We start from the raw sequence: 13,886 nt of genomic DNA on the forward strand, positions 1-13,886 counted from the left end.
GCAATTCGAGAGTGCACCCGCATGGGCCCCGCAACAGAAATTCAGAGGGACCGTTGCCATGTCCACACATCCTGTTCGCAGGTAATTCGAATTGTTGCCACAGGCACATCGCAGACTCTGTAGACGGGTCACTAAAAGGCAATGAACCGGACATATCACCAGAGTCGCCCGCGAGCCTTATGCACCATTTAGTCAGGATGAATGAGGACAGAACAGCCCCATACGGTAAGCAAATCGATATGCGAAACCACTTGCGAACCGGCGCGCAGACATCTCCAAATCCTGGGTACTCGTAGGCAATAAGCAGGAATGACGTCGAGAGTTTTACGAAGACACACAGACAACGCTAGGGTGCCTCAGATGTTCCACGCCGCCACGTCCCCCGCATGCGCAGCGAGGTCCTGGATCGTCTCCCCGAGTTCTTGGCGGGAGGGCCTGTGACGAACTCGCTACGACCGCACGGCCACCACAGAGCGCCGCTCCCCCCGGCACAGCAGCCGGCGGCGGGAGTGCCGAGTCCGCGCTCGCCCCAAACACCCAGAGCGGCCACCGGTGCCGCGGCACCGGGCGCCAAGCCCGCCGGCAAGCAACGCGACGCCTTCTTCGACAACGCCAAGTATCTGGCGATCGTGCTCGTGGCCATGGGCCACGCATGGGAGCCGCTGAAGGGCGAAAGCCGCCTCCTCGAAGCGGTGTACACCGTCGTGTACACCTTCCACATGCCGGCCTTCATCATCATCTCCGGCTACTTCTCCCGCAGTTTCGACATGCGCCCCGACCGGCTGAAGCGGCTGGTGACGGGCGTGGTCGTGCCGTACGTCGTCTTCGAGACGGCGTACTCCCTGTTCAAGCGGTGGGCCGCCCCCGACCCCACCCACCCGATCAGCCTGCTCGACCCCTGGTACCTCACCTGGTTCCTGGTCGCGCTCTTCATCTGGCGGCTGACCACCCCGCTGTGGAAACTGGTCCGCCACCCGCTCCCGCTCGCGCTCACCATCGCCGTGCTCGCCTCCGTCTCGCCCGACATCGGCGCCGAACTGGACCTGCAGCGCGTCCTGCAGTTCCTGCCGTTCTTCGTCCTGGGCCTGGTCATGAAGCCCGAGCACTTCCAACTGGTGCGCCGACGCGAGGTGCGGATCCTGTCGGTTCCGGTCTTCGCCGTCGCGCTCGTCGTGGGCTACTGGGCCGTACCCCGGATGAACACGGCGTGGTTCTACCACCGCGAGGCAGCTCAGAGCCTCGGCGCCCCGTGGTGGGCCGGTGCCGTGATGACGCTCGCGCTCTTCGGCTGCTCGCTGCTGCTCACGGCGTGCTTCTTCGCCTGGGTGCCGCGGCGCACGTTCTGGTTCACGGCGCTCGGCGCGGGCACGCTGTACGGCTATCTGCTGCACGGCTTCGTGGTCAAGGCCTCCGAGTACGGGGGCTGGTTCGACCACGGGTGGCTGCACAAGCCGCTCGGCTTGGTCTTCGTGACGCTCGTCGCGGCCGCCCTCGTCACCGTGCTGTGCACCCGGCCCGTCCAGCGGATCTTCCGTTTCGCGATGGAGCCCAAGATGGAGTGGGCCTTCAAGCGGGACGCGACGGAGCTGGCCCGGGAACGGGAGAGGGCCAGGGCGTAACCGCCTGCTTCCACGGCGAAGTGCGGGTCCGGGAGATTCCGGGCCCGCACTTCGCTGCTCAGGCGACTCAGGCGGCACAGGCGGCACAGGCGGCACAGGCAGCTCAGGAAGACTTACCGCTGAGGCGGCTCAGTAGGGCGGCAGATCCAGCAGCGCACGCATCGTCGCGTACTTCTTCGTCAGCCGCGCCCGCGTGTGCTCGTCAAGAACGGCCAGCCGGGCCGGATCGCCGTTGTGCGCCAGGTCGGACACCTTCACCAGGAGGGCGCCCGAGGTCTTACGGATGCGTCGCGCGTACGACTCCGGAGGCTCCCCCTCCCGCTTGGTGAGCGCCAGCACGATCTCCTTCGTACGCCGGGTCAACGCGGCCTCGCGCAGCCAGTCCTCGGAGAGCGCGTCGTCCTCGACCGCGTCGTGCAGCCAGGCGGCCGCTATCTGTTCGTCGTCACCCCCGCGCTCGCGGACGCCCTCCGCCACGGCCTGAAGGTGTTCGGCGTACGGCCGCCCCGCCTTGTCGGTCTGGGCGGCGTGCGCCTCGCGGGCGAGGGCTTCGACTTCGGCCAGGGTCAGAAGAGTCTGCGTCACTCCTCCAGTGTCTCCCCGCGCAGCGCCGCGCAGGCCGGAGAACCCCAGGTTTGTCGCCCCCGCCACCCCTACCCGTCCCATCCTTCTGGGGCTCCGCCCCAGACCCCGTTCGGTTGTGGGTCGGGTGCGGGTGGGTGGGGGCTGGTCGCGCAGTTCCCCGCGCCCCTAAAGACAAAAGACCGGGGGCGGGCCGGGGGCGACGGGGCGCAGCCCCGAGCCTTCAGGGGCGCGGGGAACTGCGCGACCAGCCCCCACCCACCCGCAGCCGACATTCAGGGGCGCGGGGAACGGCGCAATCTTTTAGGGGGGTCTGGGGGCGGAGCCCCCAGGAACGGGATGGGACGGGTAGGGGCGGCGGGGGCGAAGGACGTCGTGTTCGTCAGCGTGTGGGGGTGGGGCTTTCGCGGCAGATCAGGAGGAGGGCTCGGTCGTCGTTGACGTCCTTGGCCACGGCCTCGATGAGGTGCCAGGCGGCACCGTGGAAGCCACCGGCCACATAGCGGTCGGCCTCGCCGGTGAGGCGGTCGATGCCCTCGACGATGTCGCGGTCGGAGGTCTCCACCAGACCGTCTGTGAACAGCATCAACACGTCTCCGGGACGCAGCGAGCCCTTCACGGGGTCGAACTGGGCACCGTCGTACACACCGAGCAACGGGCCTTCCGCCACCTTCTCCTCCCAGCGGCCGCTGCCCGCGCTGAGCTGCAGCCCCGGAGGATGACCGGCCGAGAAGAGCTCGTAATCGCCCGAGTCCAGGTCCAGGACCAGGTGGATCGAGGTCGCGAAGCCCTCGTCCCAGTCCTGGCGGAGGAGGTACCCGTTCGCGGCGGGCAGGAACGCGTGCGGCGCGAGGGAGCCGAGGAGACCTCCGAAGGCTCCGGACAGCAGCAGCGCACGCGACCCCGCGTCCATGCCCTTGCCGGAGACATCCGTGAGGACGACTTCGAGAGTCCGGCCCCCGTTCGTCCGGGCGGCCACGACAAAGTCCCCCGAGAACGACTGGCCCCCCGCCGGCCGCAGCGCCATCTCCCGGTGCCAGCCCAGCGGCAGCTTCGGCAGCTTGCTCTGCACCCGGATCCGTTCGCGCAGGTCGAAGAGCATGGTGCCGCCGCGCCGCCAGGGCACACCCACCCGGCTGCGGAACTGCGCGATGAGAAGTCCGAAGAAGCCGCAGGCCGCGACCACGAGGACCACGCCCGGCGTCACCCGGGACGGACCCTCCGTGTACGGGCCCAGCTTCACGGACTCCACTATCAGCGCGGTGGCGGCGGCCGCGTACAGACCGAGCAGGCTGGCGGGGCGGAGCAGCAGCCCGCCGGCCACGATCGGGAGGACCAGGGCGGCCGGTGAGCACCACACCGAGTTCACCAGCGTCGTGGACGCGATCAGCGGAATCGTCAGCAGCAGACCGGCCAGCGCGATCCAGTCCGAACCGTCCCCGCGGAAGTAGTCGACGGCGGATCTGCGCAGCCCTATGCGGGCCCGGTGCCACTGCTTCTTACACCGGGCCGTGAACGTCTCGGCCTCCGCGCGCCGTTCTCGTCCTGCTGCCATTAGTTCGGGACCCTATCCATCGGACCAGGTGCTTGGCACGGGAGGTCCCACTTGTCCCCCGTCCGAGCGCTCAACTTCACAGAGAACTTCACAGTCTGCGGCCTCGACGGCGGGGGAAATTCCCTCGCTCGTACCGCATTGCCCTGGTAGGCATGGGCTATGACGACTGACGTGCGGGTACTGCAGCAGACCGACTGGGATGTCTGGTACGACAATCTGGTGCGCGCGTTCGGCGGGGTGCCGGAGTCGTCCGAAGAGCGCGGGCTGTTCAACGCGCTCACAGAGTACGACCGATCCCTGGGCGTGTGGGACGGAGAGCAGATCGTGGGGACGGCGGGCGCGTTCTCCTTCCGTGTCACCGTGCCCGGCGGCGCCTCCGTACCGGCCGCGGGCATCACCATGGTGAGCGTCGCGGCCACGCACCGGCGGCGCGGGGTGCTGACCACGATGATGCGGCGGCAGCTGGACGACATCCGCGCCGGAGGCGAGTCACTGGCCGTCCTGACCGCGTCGGAGCCGGCGATCTACGGCCGGTTCGGCTACGGCATCGGGACGCTGCAGCTCAACGCCGAGATCGACACCAGCCGCGTACGACTGTCCGTGCCGGCCGGCACGGACGACGTACGACTGCGGTACGCCGTGCCGCGCGATGTGCTCGACGCGTGCGAGGCGGTGTACGCACGGCTCGTTCCGGGCCGGCCGGGGATGCTGGCGCGGCTGCCCGGCTGGGAGCGGCTGGGGCTGCTCGACCCGGAGAGCGACCGGGACGGCGCCTCGCCGTTGCAGTGCGTGGTCGCGGAGCGGGACGGCGAGGTCGTCGGCTACACGCGGTTCCGGGTCAAGCCGGAGTGGGAGCCGACCGGGCACAACGGCGTGGTGATCCTGAACGACCTGGAGGGGCTCGACCCGGCGGCGCGGGCCGCGCTGTGGCGGTTCCTCTTCGGCCTCGACCTGACATCCACCATCCGCACCCGCGCCCGGCCCGTCGACGAGGACGTGCAGCACCTGGTGTCCGACATCCGGCGCTGCAATCTGCGGCTGAAGGACTCGCTGCACGTACGGCTCGTCGACGTCGGTGCCGCGTTGGAGGCGCGCACGTATCAGGCGCCGGTGGACGTGGTGTTCGAGGTCGAGGACGCGTTCTGCCCCTGGAACGAGGGGCGTTGGCGGCTCACCGGTGACGCGAAGGGTGCGTCGTGCGTGCGTACGGAGGAAGCCGCCGATCTCGCGCTGTCCGTACGGGAGTTGGGGGCGGCGTATCTCGGTGGGGTGTCCCTGGCCTCGCTGGCGACGGCGGGGCGGGTGCGGGAGCTGCGGCAGGGCGCGCTGGCGGAGGCGTCCGTGGCCTTCTCGTCAGCGATCGCGCCCTGGCTGCCGCACGGGTTCTAGAGGGTTCCAGCGGATTCCAACGGGTTCCAGAGCGGGCTGTTCGTCTGTTCAGGCCTGCTGGCAGACCGGGCACCAGAACAGATTGCGGGCGGCGAGATCGGCGGTGCGGATCTCGCCGCCACAGATGTGGCAGGGCAGGTTGGCCCTGCGGTACACGTAGACCTCGCCGCCGTGGTCGTCGACGCGCGGCGGGCGGCCCATCGCCTCGGGGGTGTGTTCCGGGCGGACCGTGTCGATGCGGTTGTTGCGGACGCCCTCGCGCATCAGGTCCACGAGGTCGGTCCAGAGCGCGTCCCATTGCCTGGGAGTGAGGTCCTTGCCCATGCGGTACGGGTCGATGCCGTGCCGGAAGAGGACCTCCGCGCGGTAGACGTTGCCGACGCCCGCGATGATCTTCTGGTCCATGAGGAGGGCGGCGATCGTCGTACGGCTGCGGGAGACGCGGCGGTATGCCGCTGAGGGGTCCGCGTCGGGGCGGAGGGGGTCCGGGCCGAGGCGGTCGTGTATCGCCTGCTTCTCGGTGTCCGTGATCAGGGTGCAGGTGGTGGGGCCGCGGAGGTCGACGTACGTCGTGTCGTTCGCGAGGCGCAGGCGGACGGTGTCCGTGGGGGGTGGGGCGGGGGCGTCGCCGAAGTTGACCTTGCCGAAGAGGCCCAGGTGGATGTGGATCCACTCCGCTGCGCGGAAGCCGAGGAAGAGGTGTTTGCCGTGGGCTTCGGCGGTGGTGAGTTCCGAGCCGTCGAGGAGGGCGGCGGCGTCGGTGAACTTGCCCTGGGGGCTCGTCACGCGTGCGGTGCGACCGCCGAACGCCGCGCCGTAGTCCTGAGCCAGCCGATGAATCGTGTGCCCTTCGGGCACGGGGTCCTCCTGTGGTCTGTCGCCTGCCGGCAAGAGCGGTTCTCGCCCCCGCCGCCCCTACCCGTCCCATCCCGTTCCTGGGGGCTGCGCCCCCAGACCCCCCTAAAAGATTGCGCCGTTCCCCGCGCCCCTAAAAACGGGGGGCGGGCGGGGGATCGCGGGGCGAAGCCCCGCGCCTTCAGGGGCGCGGGGAACTGCGCGGCCAGCCCCCACGGGCCCGCGGTCGAAGAACAACCGAACGGGGTCTGGGGCGGAGCCCTGGAAAGTTACGGCTGCTGAGGGTGGTGGGCCGGGATCGGCGGCAGGTCGCCCGTCGTCTCGTACGCCGCGAGCATGTCGATGCGGCGGATGTGGCGCTCGTCGCCGGAGAAGGGGGTCGACAGGAAGACCTCGACGAACTTGGTCGCCTCTTCCTCGGAGTGCATGCGGGCGCCGACGGCAACGACGTTGGCGTTGTTGTGCTGGCGGCCCAGCGACGCCGTCTCCTCGCTCCAGGCGAGCGCGGCACGAACCCCGGCCACCTTGTTCGCGGCGATCTGCTCACCGTTGCCCGAACCGCCGATCACGATACCGAGGGCCTCGGGATCGGCCGCCGTACGCTCCGCGGCGCGGAGGCAGAACGGCGGGTAGTCGTCCTGGGCGTCGTAGATGAGGGGCCCGCAGTCGACGGGCTCGTGGCCGGCGGCCTTGAGCCACTCGACGAGGTGGTTCTTGAGTTCGAAACCGGCATGATCGGAGCCGAGATACACGCGCATGGTTCCGAGTGTGACACGGCCGTTTCGGATCGGCCTCGCCGGGTGCCATCAGCGAAAACTGTGAGCAATACTACAGAACCTCAAGGAAACCTCAAGTAACGATCTGGAATCAAAGGTTCACGAATTACTTTGCCTCCGATTCACTGGACCGGCCCGTACACCGCTCGTACGGAACGCACAGGAATCTGCTCACCCGGCGCAAAGGAATTCCCCTCAATGACCTCGCAGCCGACCCCCACAAAGGCCGCAAGCGGCCCCGGAGGCCCCGGAGACCCCGGTGGCGGCCTCCAGGCCGGACTCAAGAACCGTCATCTGTCCATGATCGCCATCGGTGGCGTCATCGGAGCCGGGCTGTTCGTCGGCTCCAGCTCCGGTATCGCCACCGCCGGACCCGGCATCCTCCTCTCGTACGCCCTCGTCGGCACGCTCGTGGTGCTGGTGATGCGGATGCTCGGTGAGATGTCCGCCGCCAACCCGACCTCCGGTTCCTTCTCCGCGCACGCCGACCGCGCGCTCGGCCGCTGGGCCGGGTTCTCGATCGGCTGGCTGTACTGGTTCTTCTGGGTCGTGGTGCTGGCCGTGGAGGCCACCGCCGGCGCCAAGATCCTCGAAGGCTGGATCCCGGCCGTGCCCCAGTGGGGCTGGGCGCTCATCGTGATGGTCGTCCTCACCGCCACCAACCTGGTGTCCGTGGGGTCGTACGGCGAATTCGAGTTCTGGTTCGCCGGGATCAAGGTCGTGGCGATCGGCGCGTTCATCGTCGTCGGCGCGCTGGCCATCTTCGGTGTGCTGCCGGGCGTCGACGCCGAGAAGGCGGGCATCGGGAATCTGACCGACCACGGCGGCTTCCTGCCGAACGGCCCCGGCGCCATCCTCACCGGCGTCCTGCTGGTCGTCTTCTCCTTCATGGGCAGCGAGATCGCCACGCTGGCCGCCGGCGAGTCCGAGGACCCGCAGCGCGCGGTCACCAAGTCGACCAACAGCATCATCTGGCGCATCGGCGTCTTCTACCTCGGCTCGATCCTCGTGGTCGTCTGCCTGCTGCCGTGGAACGACCCGTCGATCAAGGACAAGGGCTCGTACGTCGCCGCCCTCGACTCCCTCGGCATCGCGAACGCCGGCCAGATCATGAACTTCATCGTGCTGACCTCGGTGCTGTCCTGCCTCAACTCCGGCCTCTACACGGCCTCCCGCATGGCCTTCTCGCTCGGCCGGCGCAAGGACGCGCCGAAGGTGTTCGCGAAGACGACCTCGCGCGGTGTACCGATGGCCGCGATCCTGGCGTCGGTCGTCTTCGGCTTCGTGGCCGTCTTCTTCAACTACGCGTACCCGAAGACGATCTTCCTCTTCCTCGTCAACTCCTCCGGTGCGGTCGCCCTGTTCGTCTGGCTGGCCATCTGTTTCTCGCAGCTGCGCCTGCGGAAGATCATCCAGCGTGAGGCACCTGAGAAGCTCGTCGTGAAGATGTGGCTGTACCCGTATCTGACCTGGGCGACGATCGCGCTGATCGTGTTCGTGCTCGGCTACATGCTCACCGACACCGAGGGCGAGAGCAGCGGCCGTACGACCGTGCTGCTGTCGCTGATGGTCGCGGCGGTGGTCCTGGCCATCGCCGTCATCCGACAGAAGCTCGGGGCGGGCGCGTCCTCCGCGAAGTACGCCGTGGCCGACGAGCCTCGGGACGAGGATCCGGTGAAGGTCGGCTGAGCCGATGGTGACGACGTCGGGTCCGACGTCGTGATGTGACGTGCATGTGCGGGAGGGGCTCGTCGGCGACTGACTTCGCCGCGGGCCCCTCCTTCCGTTCAGAGCACGGTGAAGCTGTTCTTGACCCGCTGGTAGACCTTGAGTGCCTCGCTCTCGATGTCCGGCTGGTACCAGGTGTTGATCTGGTACGACTTGCCGTCGGCGTCGAAGCCGAGCAGCAGGGCGTGCCAGTGCACGCCCTTGAGCGTGAACGTGTACTCCCACACGACCGCGGGCCGGCCCTGGAACGTCGTGTTGTCCAGACGGATCTTCTGGTAGTCCTGCCCCCGGCGGGCGTCCTTCTCCGAGGTCTGCCAGGTCTGCATCAAGTCCCCCTTGGCGAGGGAGGACTTGGCCACGAGCTCCTGCCTGCCGTCGGGCGAGGTGTAGTGCACCTCGGAGCCGGTCTTCAGATCGCGGCGCCAGCCCTTGGGCGTCACCCACGCGTACCCGCCGGCCTCCCGGCGCGCTCCCGGGGGCAGGCTGGGCGGGCGAGAGGTGCCCTCGACGGTGGGCGAGGGGGAAGCGGAGGACGAGGAGCCGCCGGTGTTACCGGACGCGGTGCCGGGCGCGGTGCCGGATGAGGAGGAGGAAGCCCCGTTCCTGTCGTCGGGGGATCCGCCCGTCGCCGCGAGGATGAGCCCGACGACCGCTCCCGCGACGACCACACCTCCGGCGGCGGCCAGCCCCATACGGCGCCGGCCCCCTCGCGGGCCGGACGGCACGGCGGGGCCGGGGAATTCGCCCCGGGGCATGACGACGGGGCCGGGCACGGTCGGCCGCTGTGCCGCTGCCGCCGTTTCCGTCTCCGGCCGGGCGGGACTCCGGGCGGGCGCCTGGGCAGACGCCTGGGCCTGGGAATGGGCCTGTGGGAACGCCTCGGGGGCGTCGCCCAGAACAGCGCCGACAGCGCCGTATCCAGGGCCTGTTGTGCGGGGCGAGCCGGCGGAGGGGATCTGCGAGCCGACCTCCGCGCGCAGTTCGGAGGGGTTTTCCGTGGAGGCGTTGGGTGCGGTGAGGGGGCGCTGCTCCGGTGGGTGCTTCTCGAAGTCGGGCGGACCTTTGCGTGTCGGGATGGGCGGAGGCGGTCCCACGGGGATGGCATCGTGTACGGGCTCGGGCTCCCGGCCGGACTGGGGTTCCGGCACGGCCTCGGGCTCGGGCTGCGGCCTCCGGAGATCGCTTGTGCGGGTGCGCTGTTCGTCCGGGAACGGCGGTGGAGTGGCCTCGGGAAGATCCGACGGGGGCTGTCGTACCGCGCGTATCAGCTCGGCATCGAGGAGTGCGGGCGTGGGCGACTCCTCGTGAGCCTCATGGATCTCACGGGCTTCACGAGCCTCATGTGCCTTACGGGCCTGGTGAGGCGGCGCGGGCAGCGGTACGGGTTCCCACACTTCCGGGCCCGACCCCGCCCCCGGTTCCGGTTCGGGCTCGGGCTCGGGCTCGGGCTCGGGCTCGGGTGCTCCCTCTGCTTCTGGCTCCGGCTCGGACTCCGGTCCCACGCCCGGCAGTTGAGCCACCCCCGCCGCCGGAAACGCGATCTCCCCCAGCTCCGCCTCCAGTTCCTCCAGACCGGGCCGAGTGGACGGCTCCTTCTCCAGAAGGGCGGCGAGGATGTCACGCAACTCCCCTGCCCCGGCGGGAAGATCGGGCTCCTCGTACAGGACCGCGTGCAGGGTCGCCAGGGTGGTGGAGCGGGAGAACGGGGAGCGGCCGCCGAGGGCCGCGCAGAGGGTCGCACCCAGGGACCAGACGTCGGAGGGCGGGCCCTGCGGGCGGCCGGAGATGCGTTCGGGCGCCATGTAGTCGGGGGAGCCGACCAGCATCCCGACCATGGTGAGCGCCTCCGCGTCCTGCAACGCGGCGATGCCGAAGTCGGTGAGGACGACGCGGTGGCCGCGCCGCTCGACCAGGACGTTGCCCGGCTTGATGTCGCGGTGCAGCACTCCCCCGGCGTGCACCTGGCGCAGCGCCGCGACCAGTTCGAGCCCGATCCGGGCCGCCTCGCGCGGGCCGAGGGGGCCGTCCTCCACCACGATCTGTTCGAGGGAACGCCCGGCGACGAGTTCCATGACGATCCACAGCCGCTCGCCTTCGTCCACGACGTCATAGATGCGTACGACGTTGGGGTGGTCGATCCGGGCCGTGGCCCTGGCCTCGCGCAGCGTGCGTTCGCGGCGTGTTCGCGTGTCTTCGGCATCGAGTCCGTCGATGCGCATTTCCTTGACCGCGACCTGCCGGTCGAGCATTTCGTCGGCGGCTCGCCACACCCGCCCCATTCCCCCCTGTCCAATGCTCTCGACCAGCCGATAACGCCCTGTCACCAATAATCCCGGAACACCGCCCTGTACATTCCCCGACAATCCCTGCACCCCCTCAACACCCGCCACAATCGCCCGTCACAACAGAAACACAATGGTCACACTTCAGGCCGTACCAGCATAGTGCGGAGAAATCTTGTGGTACCTCTTCAAGTACTGCGAATTCAGGCGCAGCCAAGGGGGACGAACATGAGTTCTCGTCACACGACGACCATCGCGGGATCGCTGCTCACGGCATCTTTCTCGGCCGTGATGATCCTTTCTTTCACCGCCGTCGCGGACGACCAGGGACCGGGGAGCAGCAAGGGGGGAAAGGTAATTGACGAGGCACCGGCGGGTGTAAAGCTGACCACGCTGCTGCCCGAGAAGATCTCCGTGGACAACAGTTCACAGAAGACGGCGATTACCGCCACGGTGAAGAACGAAGGGACCAAGGACAGCGGCGACATCAGGCTTTTGGTGGTCGGTTTCGACGGTCTGTCGGTCAAGGGCGTCAAGGGCTGCTCCGCCATGGCCGACAAGGATCTGCCCAAGGGTTCGAACAGTGGTTTCGTTTGTTCCGTCGGCAATCTCGCGGCCGGCAAGTCGAAGTCGTACGCCGTCGACGCGACGTTCGATCTGAGCAAGACCGGCAAGATCTGCCTGCCGGTGCAGACGAGCGACGGCAAGAAGACGTACTGGCAGCAGGGCCCGGTGCCGTTCGGTACGACGAACCCGTCGCCGAACGCCCCGGCCACCCCGCTGCTGCTCGGCACCGACAACAAGCCGGTCGCACCCGGCGGCGACCAGCTGCCCAAGACCGGCGTGGGGAGCGACGTCCTGCCGCTCGGCGCGGCGGGCGCGGCGCTGATCTCCGCGGGAGCGGCGGGCCTGTGGTGGGTCCACCGGCGCCCGCGGCGGTCGGAACAGCACTGAGGTAGGAACAGCAGCACGGAAAGCAGGAGGGAGCGGGCCGGGGTGTCGAGCGCGGCACCCCGGCCCGCTCCGTTCGGAAAACTTGACGGTGCCTGTCAGGTAATGCGGCGACCATGAGCCGTATGGACCCTATGAACACCGCGGACAAGACCAGGGACGAGGCCGCGGACGAGACCACCGATCGGCTCGTCCTCCGCCCCGGCGACACCGGGTACGCCGAGGAACTCGCCGGATTCCAGACCGGTTTCGCGCAGCGGCCGGCCGTGATCTTCGCCGCGTCCTCGTCCGACGACGTGGCCGCGGCGGTGCGGTACGCGGCCGCCGCGGGCCTGCCGGTGGGCGTGCAGGCCACCGGGCACGGACTGCCGGGCGCGGCGGAGGGCGGCGTCCTGATCACGACGCGGCGCATGGACGGGGTGAGCGTCGATCCGCGGGCGCGCACCGTCCGCGTCCAGGCGGGCGTCCGCTGGGGTCAGGTCGTCGCGGCGGCCGTACCGTACGGGCTGGCCCCGCTGAATGGTTCGGCACCGGGGGTGGGTGCCGTTTCGTACACCCTGAGTGGCGGACTCGGCATCCTGGCAAGGGAGTTCGGGTACGCGGCCGACCATGTGCGCGCGCTCGACGTGGTCACCGCGGACGGGCGGCAACGCCAGGTGACGCGGGAGTCGGACCCCGACCTGTACTGGGCGCTCCTCGGCGGCGGCCACAACTTCGGCGCCGTCACCGAGCTGGAGATCGACCTCGTACCGGTCGCGCGGCTGTACGGCGGCTCTCTCGCCTTCGACGGGCGCGAGGTCGATCCGGTGGCGGCGCTGCGGGCGTACGAGCGCTGGACGCGGACCGTGCCGGACGAGCTGACCTCGTCGTTCGCGGCGGTGCCGTACCCGGACGTGCCGGGGATGCCGCCGCACCTGCGCGGGCGGTATGTGATCTCCGTACGCGTGGCCTATACGGGTACGGCCGCCGAGGGTGAGCAACTCGTCGCCCCGCTGCGGGAGATCGGCCCGGTCCTCACCGACTCGCTGCGCGAGATGCCGTACGCCGAGAGCCACAGCATCCACAGTGACCCGGACTTCCCGCACACGTACTACGGCGACAGCGCGGTGCTGAGTGAGCTGGACGTGGCCGCCGCGGCCGGACTCCTCGCCCGCACCGGCCCGGACGCGCCGGCGATGTGCGTCGTGCAGATCAACCATCTCGGCGGGGCACTGGCGCAGGACGCGCCGAACTCCGTACCGCATCGCGAAGGGCGTTTCCTCGTACGGCTGTTGGCGATGGCGGACCGGGAGACGGCGCGGGAGTTGCTGGATCCGGGGTTCGAGGGGCTCGCGCCGTGGACGATCGGGCGGGCGCTCAACTTCGTGTTCGGGGCGGGCGATCGTACGGAGGGGCTGTACGACGCCGGAACGCGGAAGAGGCTCGCCGGGCTGAAGTCGGAGTACGACCCGGCGAACCTCTTCCGCAGGAACTACAACATCACCGGCTGAGGCTGATTGAGACCGGCTTGGACCGGCTTGGATCGGCTTGGATCGGCCGTGGGTCAGCTGTGCGTCAGCGCTTGATGAACTTCCAGGCGGTGGGGAGGGCGCCCATCGCCAGGGCGGCCTTGAGGGCGTCGCCGATCAGGAACGGGGTGAGGCCCGCCGCGATGGCCGCGCTCGTCGACATGCCGGTGGCCAGGGCCAGGTACGGGACGCCGATCGCGTAGATGATCGCCTCGCCGAGCAGCATCGTGCCCGCCATGCGCAGCACGGAGCGGTCGGCGCCGCGGCGGGCGAGGGCGCCCACGACGGTGGAGGCCAGCAGCATGCCGAGGATGTAGCCGAAGGACGGGGCGGCGGTGCCGGAGCCGCCGCCGGCGAACCACGGGACGCCGGCCATGCCGACGAGCGCGTACACCGCGAGCGACAGGAAGCCGCGACCCGCGCCGAGGGCCGTGCCGACGAGGAGTGCCGCGAAGGTCTGGCCGGTCACCGGGACCGGGGAGCCCGGTACCGGCAGCGAGATCTGGGCGGCGAGGCCGGTGAGTGCGGCGCCGCCGAGCACCAGGGCCGCGTCCCTGACTCGGGAGGCGGGGAGGAGGTCGGCGAGGACCTCGCCGGGGCGGGTGGGCGTGGCGGCTGCGGTGCTCATGGGGACTCCGGCG

General features: G+C 69.5%; 11 protein-coding genes. 5 read left to right on the forward strand and 6 right to left on the reverse strand.

What is annotated here, in order from left to right; genetic code table 11:
- Window positions 1–437 precede the first annotated feature (437 nt).
- Window positions 438–1,619: an acyltransferase family protein gene (locus AB5J50_RS17975; protein WP_369259243.1), complete on the forward strand. Its 1,182-nt coding sequence runs from the start codon at window positions 438–440 to the stop codon at window positions 1,617–1,619.
- Window positions 1,620–1,748: 129 nt separating this feature from the next.
- Here the strand turns inward: AB5J50_RS17975 and AB5J50_RS17980 are convergent, their stop codons facing one another.
- Both AB5J50_RS17980 and AB5J50_RS17985 read right to left on the reverse strand, forming a co-directional pair.
- Window positions 1,749–2,204, reverse strand: coding sequence for an HD domain-containing protein (locus tag AB5J50_RS17980; protein WP_327428708.1), 456 nt, complete (start codon window positions 2,202–2,204; stop codon window positions 1,749–1,751).
- Between the two features lie 379 nt (window positions 2,205–2,583).
- Window positions 2,584–3,756, reverse strand: a complete 1,173-nt coding sequence (locus AB5J50_RS17985; RefSeq protein WP_369259245.1) for a PP2C family protein-serine/threonine phosphatase — start codon at window positions 3,754–3,756, stop codon at window positions 2,584–2,586.
- Between the two features lie 159 nt (window positions 3,757–3,915).
- Here AB5J50_RS17985 and AB5J50_RS17990 point away from each other — a divergent pair, with 159 nt between their 5' ends.
- Entirely contained in the window at window positions 3,916–5,145 is a 1,230-nt protein-coding gene (locus tag AB5J50_RS17990; RefSeq protein ID WP_369259247.1) for a GNAT family N-acetyltransferase, read from the forward strand.
- 48 nt (window positions 5,146–5,193) lie between these two features.
- Here the strand turns inward: AB5J50_RS17990 and AB5J50_RS17995 are convergent, their stop codons facing one another.
- Both AB5J50_RS17995 and AB5J50_RS18000 read right to left on the reverse strand, forming a co-directional pair.
- A complete protein-coding gene (locus AB5J50_RS17995) occupies window positions 5,194–6,003 on the reverse strand; it encodes an Fpg/Nei family DNA glycosylase (protein WP_369259249.1) in 810 nt (269 codons plus the stop codon).
- 266 nt (window positions 6,004–6,269) lie between these two features.
- Window positions 6,270–6,758, reverse strand: a complete 489-nt coding sequence (locus tag AB5J50_RS18000) for a ribose-5-phosphate isomerase (RefSeq protein WP_369259251.1) — start codon at window positions 6,756–6,758, stop codon at window positions 6,270–6,272.
- A 216-nt stretch (window positions 6,759–6,974) separates the two neighbouring features.
- On the opposite strand from AB5J50_RS18000, the gene AB5J50_RS18005 reads away from it, so the two are divergent.
- Window positions 6,975–8,465: an amino acid permease gene (locus AB5J50_RS18005; RefSeq protein ID WP_369259253.1), complete on the forward strand. Its 1,491-nt coding sequence runs from the start codon at window positions 6,975–6,977 to the stop codon at window positions 8,463–8,465.
- A gap of 98 nt (window positions 8,466–8,563) precedes the next feature.
- Here the strand turns inward: AB5J50_RS18005 and AB5J50_RS18010 are convergent, their stop codons facing one another.
- On the reverse strand, window positions 8,564–10,828 hold the full coding sequence (locus AB5J50_RS18010) for a serine/threonine-protein kinase (RefSeq protein WP_369259255.1): 2,265 nt from the start codon (window positions 10,826–10,828) through the stop codon (window positions 8,564–8,566).
- A gap of 186 nt (window positions 10,829–11,014) precedes the next feature.
- Between AB5J50_RS18010 and AB5J50_RS18015 the strand changes: the two genes are divergently transcribed.
- Window positions 11,015–11,740 (forward strand): LPXTG cell wall anchor domain-containing protein, encoded by a 726-nt coding sequence (locus AB5J50_RS18015; protein ID WP_369259257.1) that lies wholly within the window; start codon window positions 11,015–11,017, stop codon window positions 11,738–11,740.
- A gap of 131 nt (window positions 11,741–11,871) precedes the next feature.
- Window positions 11,872–13,227 (forward strand): FAD-binding oxidoreductase, encoded by a 1,356-nt coding sequence (locus AB5J50_RS18020; protein ID WP_369265430.1) that lies wholly within the window; start codon window positions 11,872–11,874, stop codon window positions 13,225–13,227.
- Window positions 13,228–13,291: 64 nt separating this feature from the next.
- On the opposite strand, the gene AB5J50_RS18025 is transcribed toward AB5J50_RS18020, so the two are convergent.
- Entirely contained in the window at window positions 13,292–13,873 is a 582-nt protein-coding gene (locus tag AB5J50_RS18025; protein WP_369259259.1) for a biotin transporter BioY, read from the reverse strand.
- Window positions 13,874–13,886: the final 13 nt, after the last annotated feature.

It is taken from the genome of Streptomyces sp. R35 (assembly GCF_041053035.1).
In the GTDB taxonomy this organism is placed as follows: domain Bacteria; phylum Actinomycetota; class Actinomycetes; order Streptomycetales; family Streptomycetaceae; genus Streptomyces; species Streptomyces lutosisoli.

Excerpts from the sequence above, each read along its gene's own strand:
- AB5J50_RS18005 (WP_369259253.1), top strand. The coding sequence starts at position 6,975 with ATGACCTCGCAGCCGACCCCCACAAAGGCCGCAAGCGGCCCCGGAGGC.
- AB5J50_RS18020 (WP_369265430.1), top strand. The coding sequence starts at position 11,872 with ATGAACACCGCGGACAAGACCAGGGACGAGGCCGCGGACGAGACCACC.
- AB5J50_RS18015 (WP_369259257.1), top strand. The coding sequence starts at position 11,015 with ATGAGTTCTCGTCACACGACGACCATCGCGGGATCGCTGCTCACGGCA.
- AB5J50_RS18000 (WP_369259251.1), bottom strand. The coding sequence starts at position 6,758 with ATGCGCGTGTATCTCGGCTCCGATCATGCCGGTTTCGAACTCAAGAAC.
- AB5J50_RS17985 (WP_369259245.1), bottom strand. The coding sequence starts at position 3,756 with ATGGCAGCAGGACGAGAACGGCGCGCGGAGGCCGAGACGTTCACGGCC.
- AB5J50_RS18025 (WP_369259259.1), bottom strand. The coding sequence starts at position 13,873 with ATGAGCACCGCAGCCGCCACGCCCACCCGCCCCGGCGAGGTCCTCGCC.
- AB5J50_RS17990 (WP_369259247.1), top strand. The coding sequence starts at position 3,916 with ATGACGACTGACGTGCGGGTACTGCAGCAGACCGACTGGGATGTCTGG.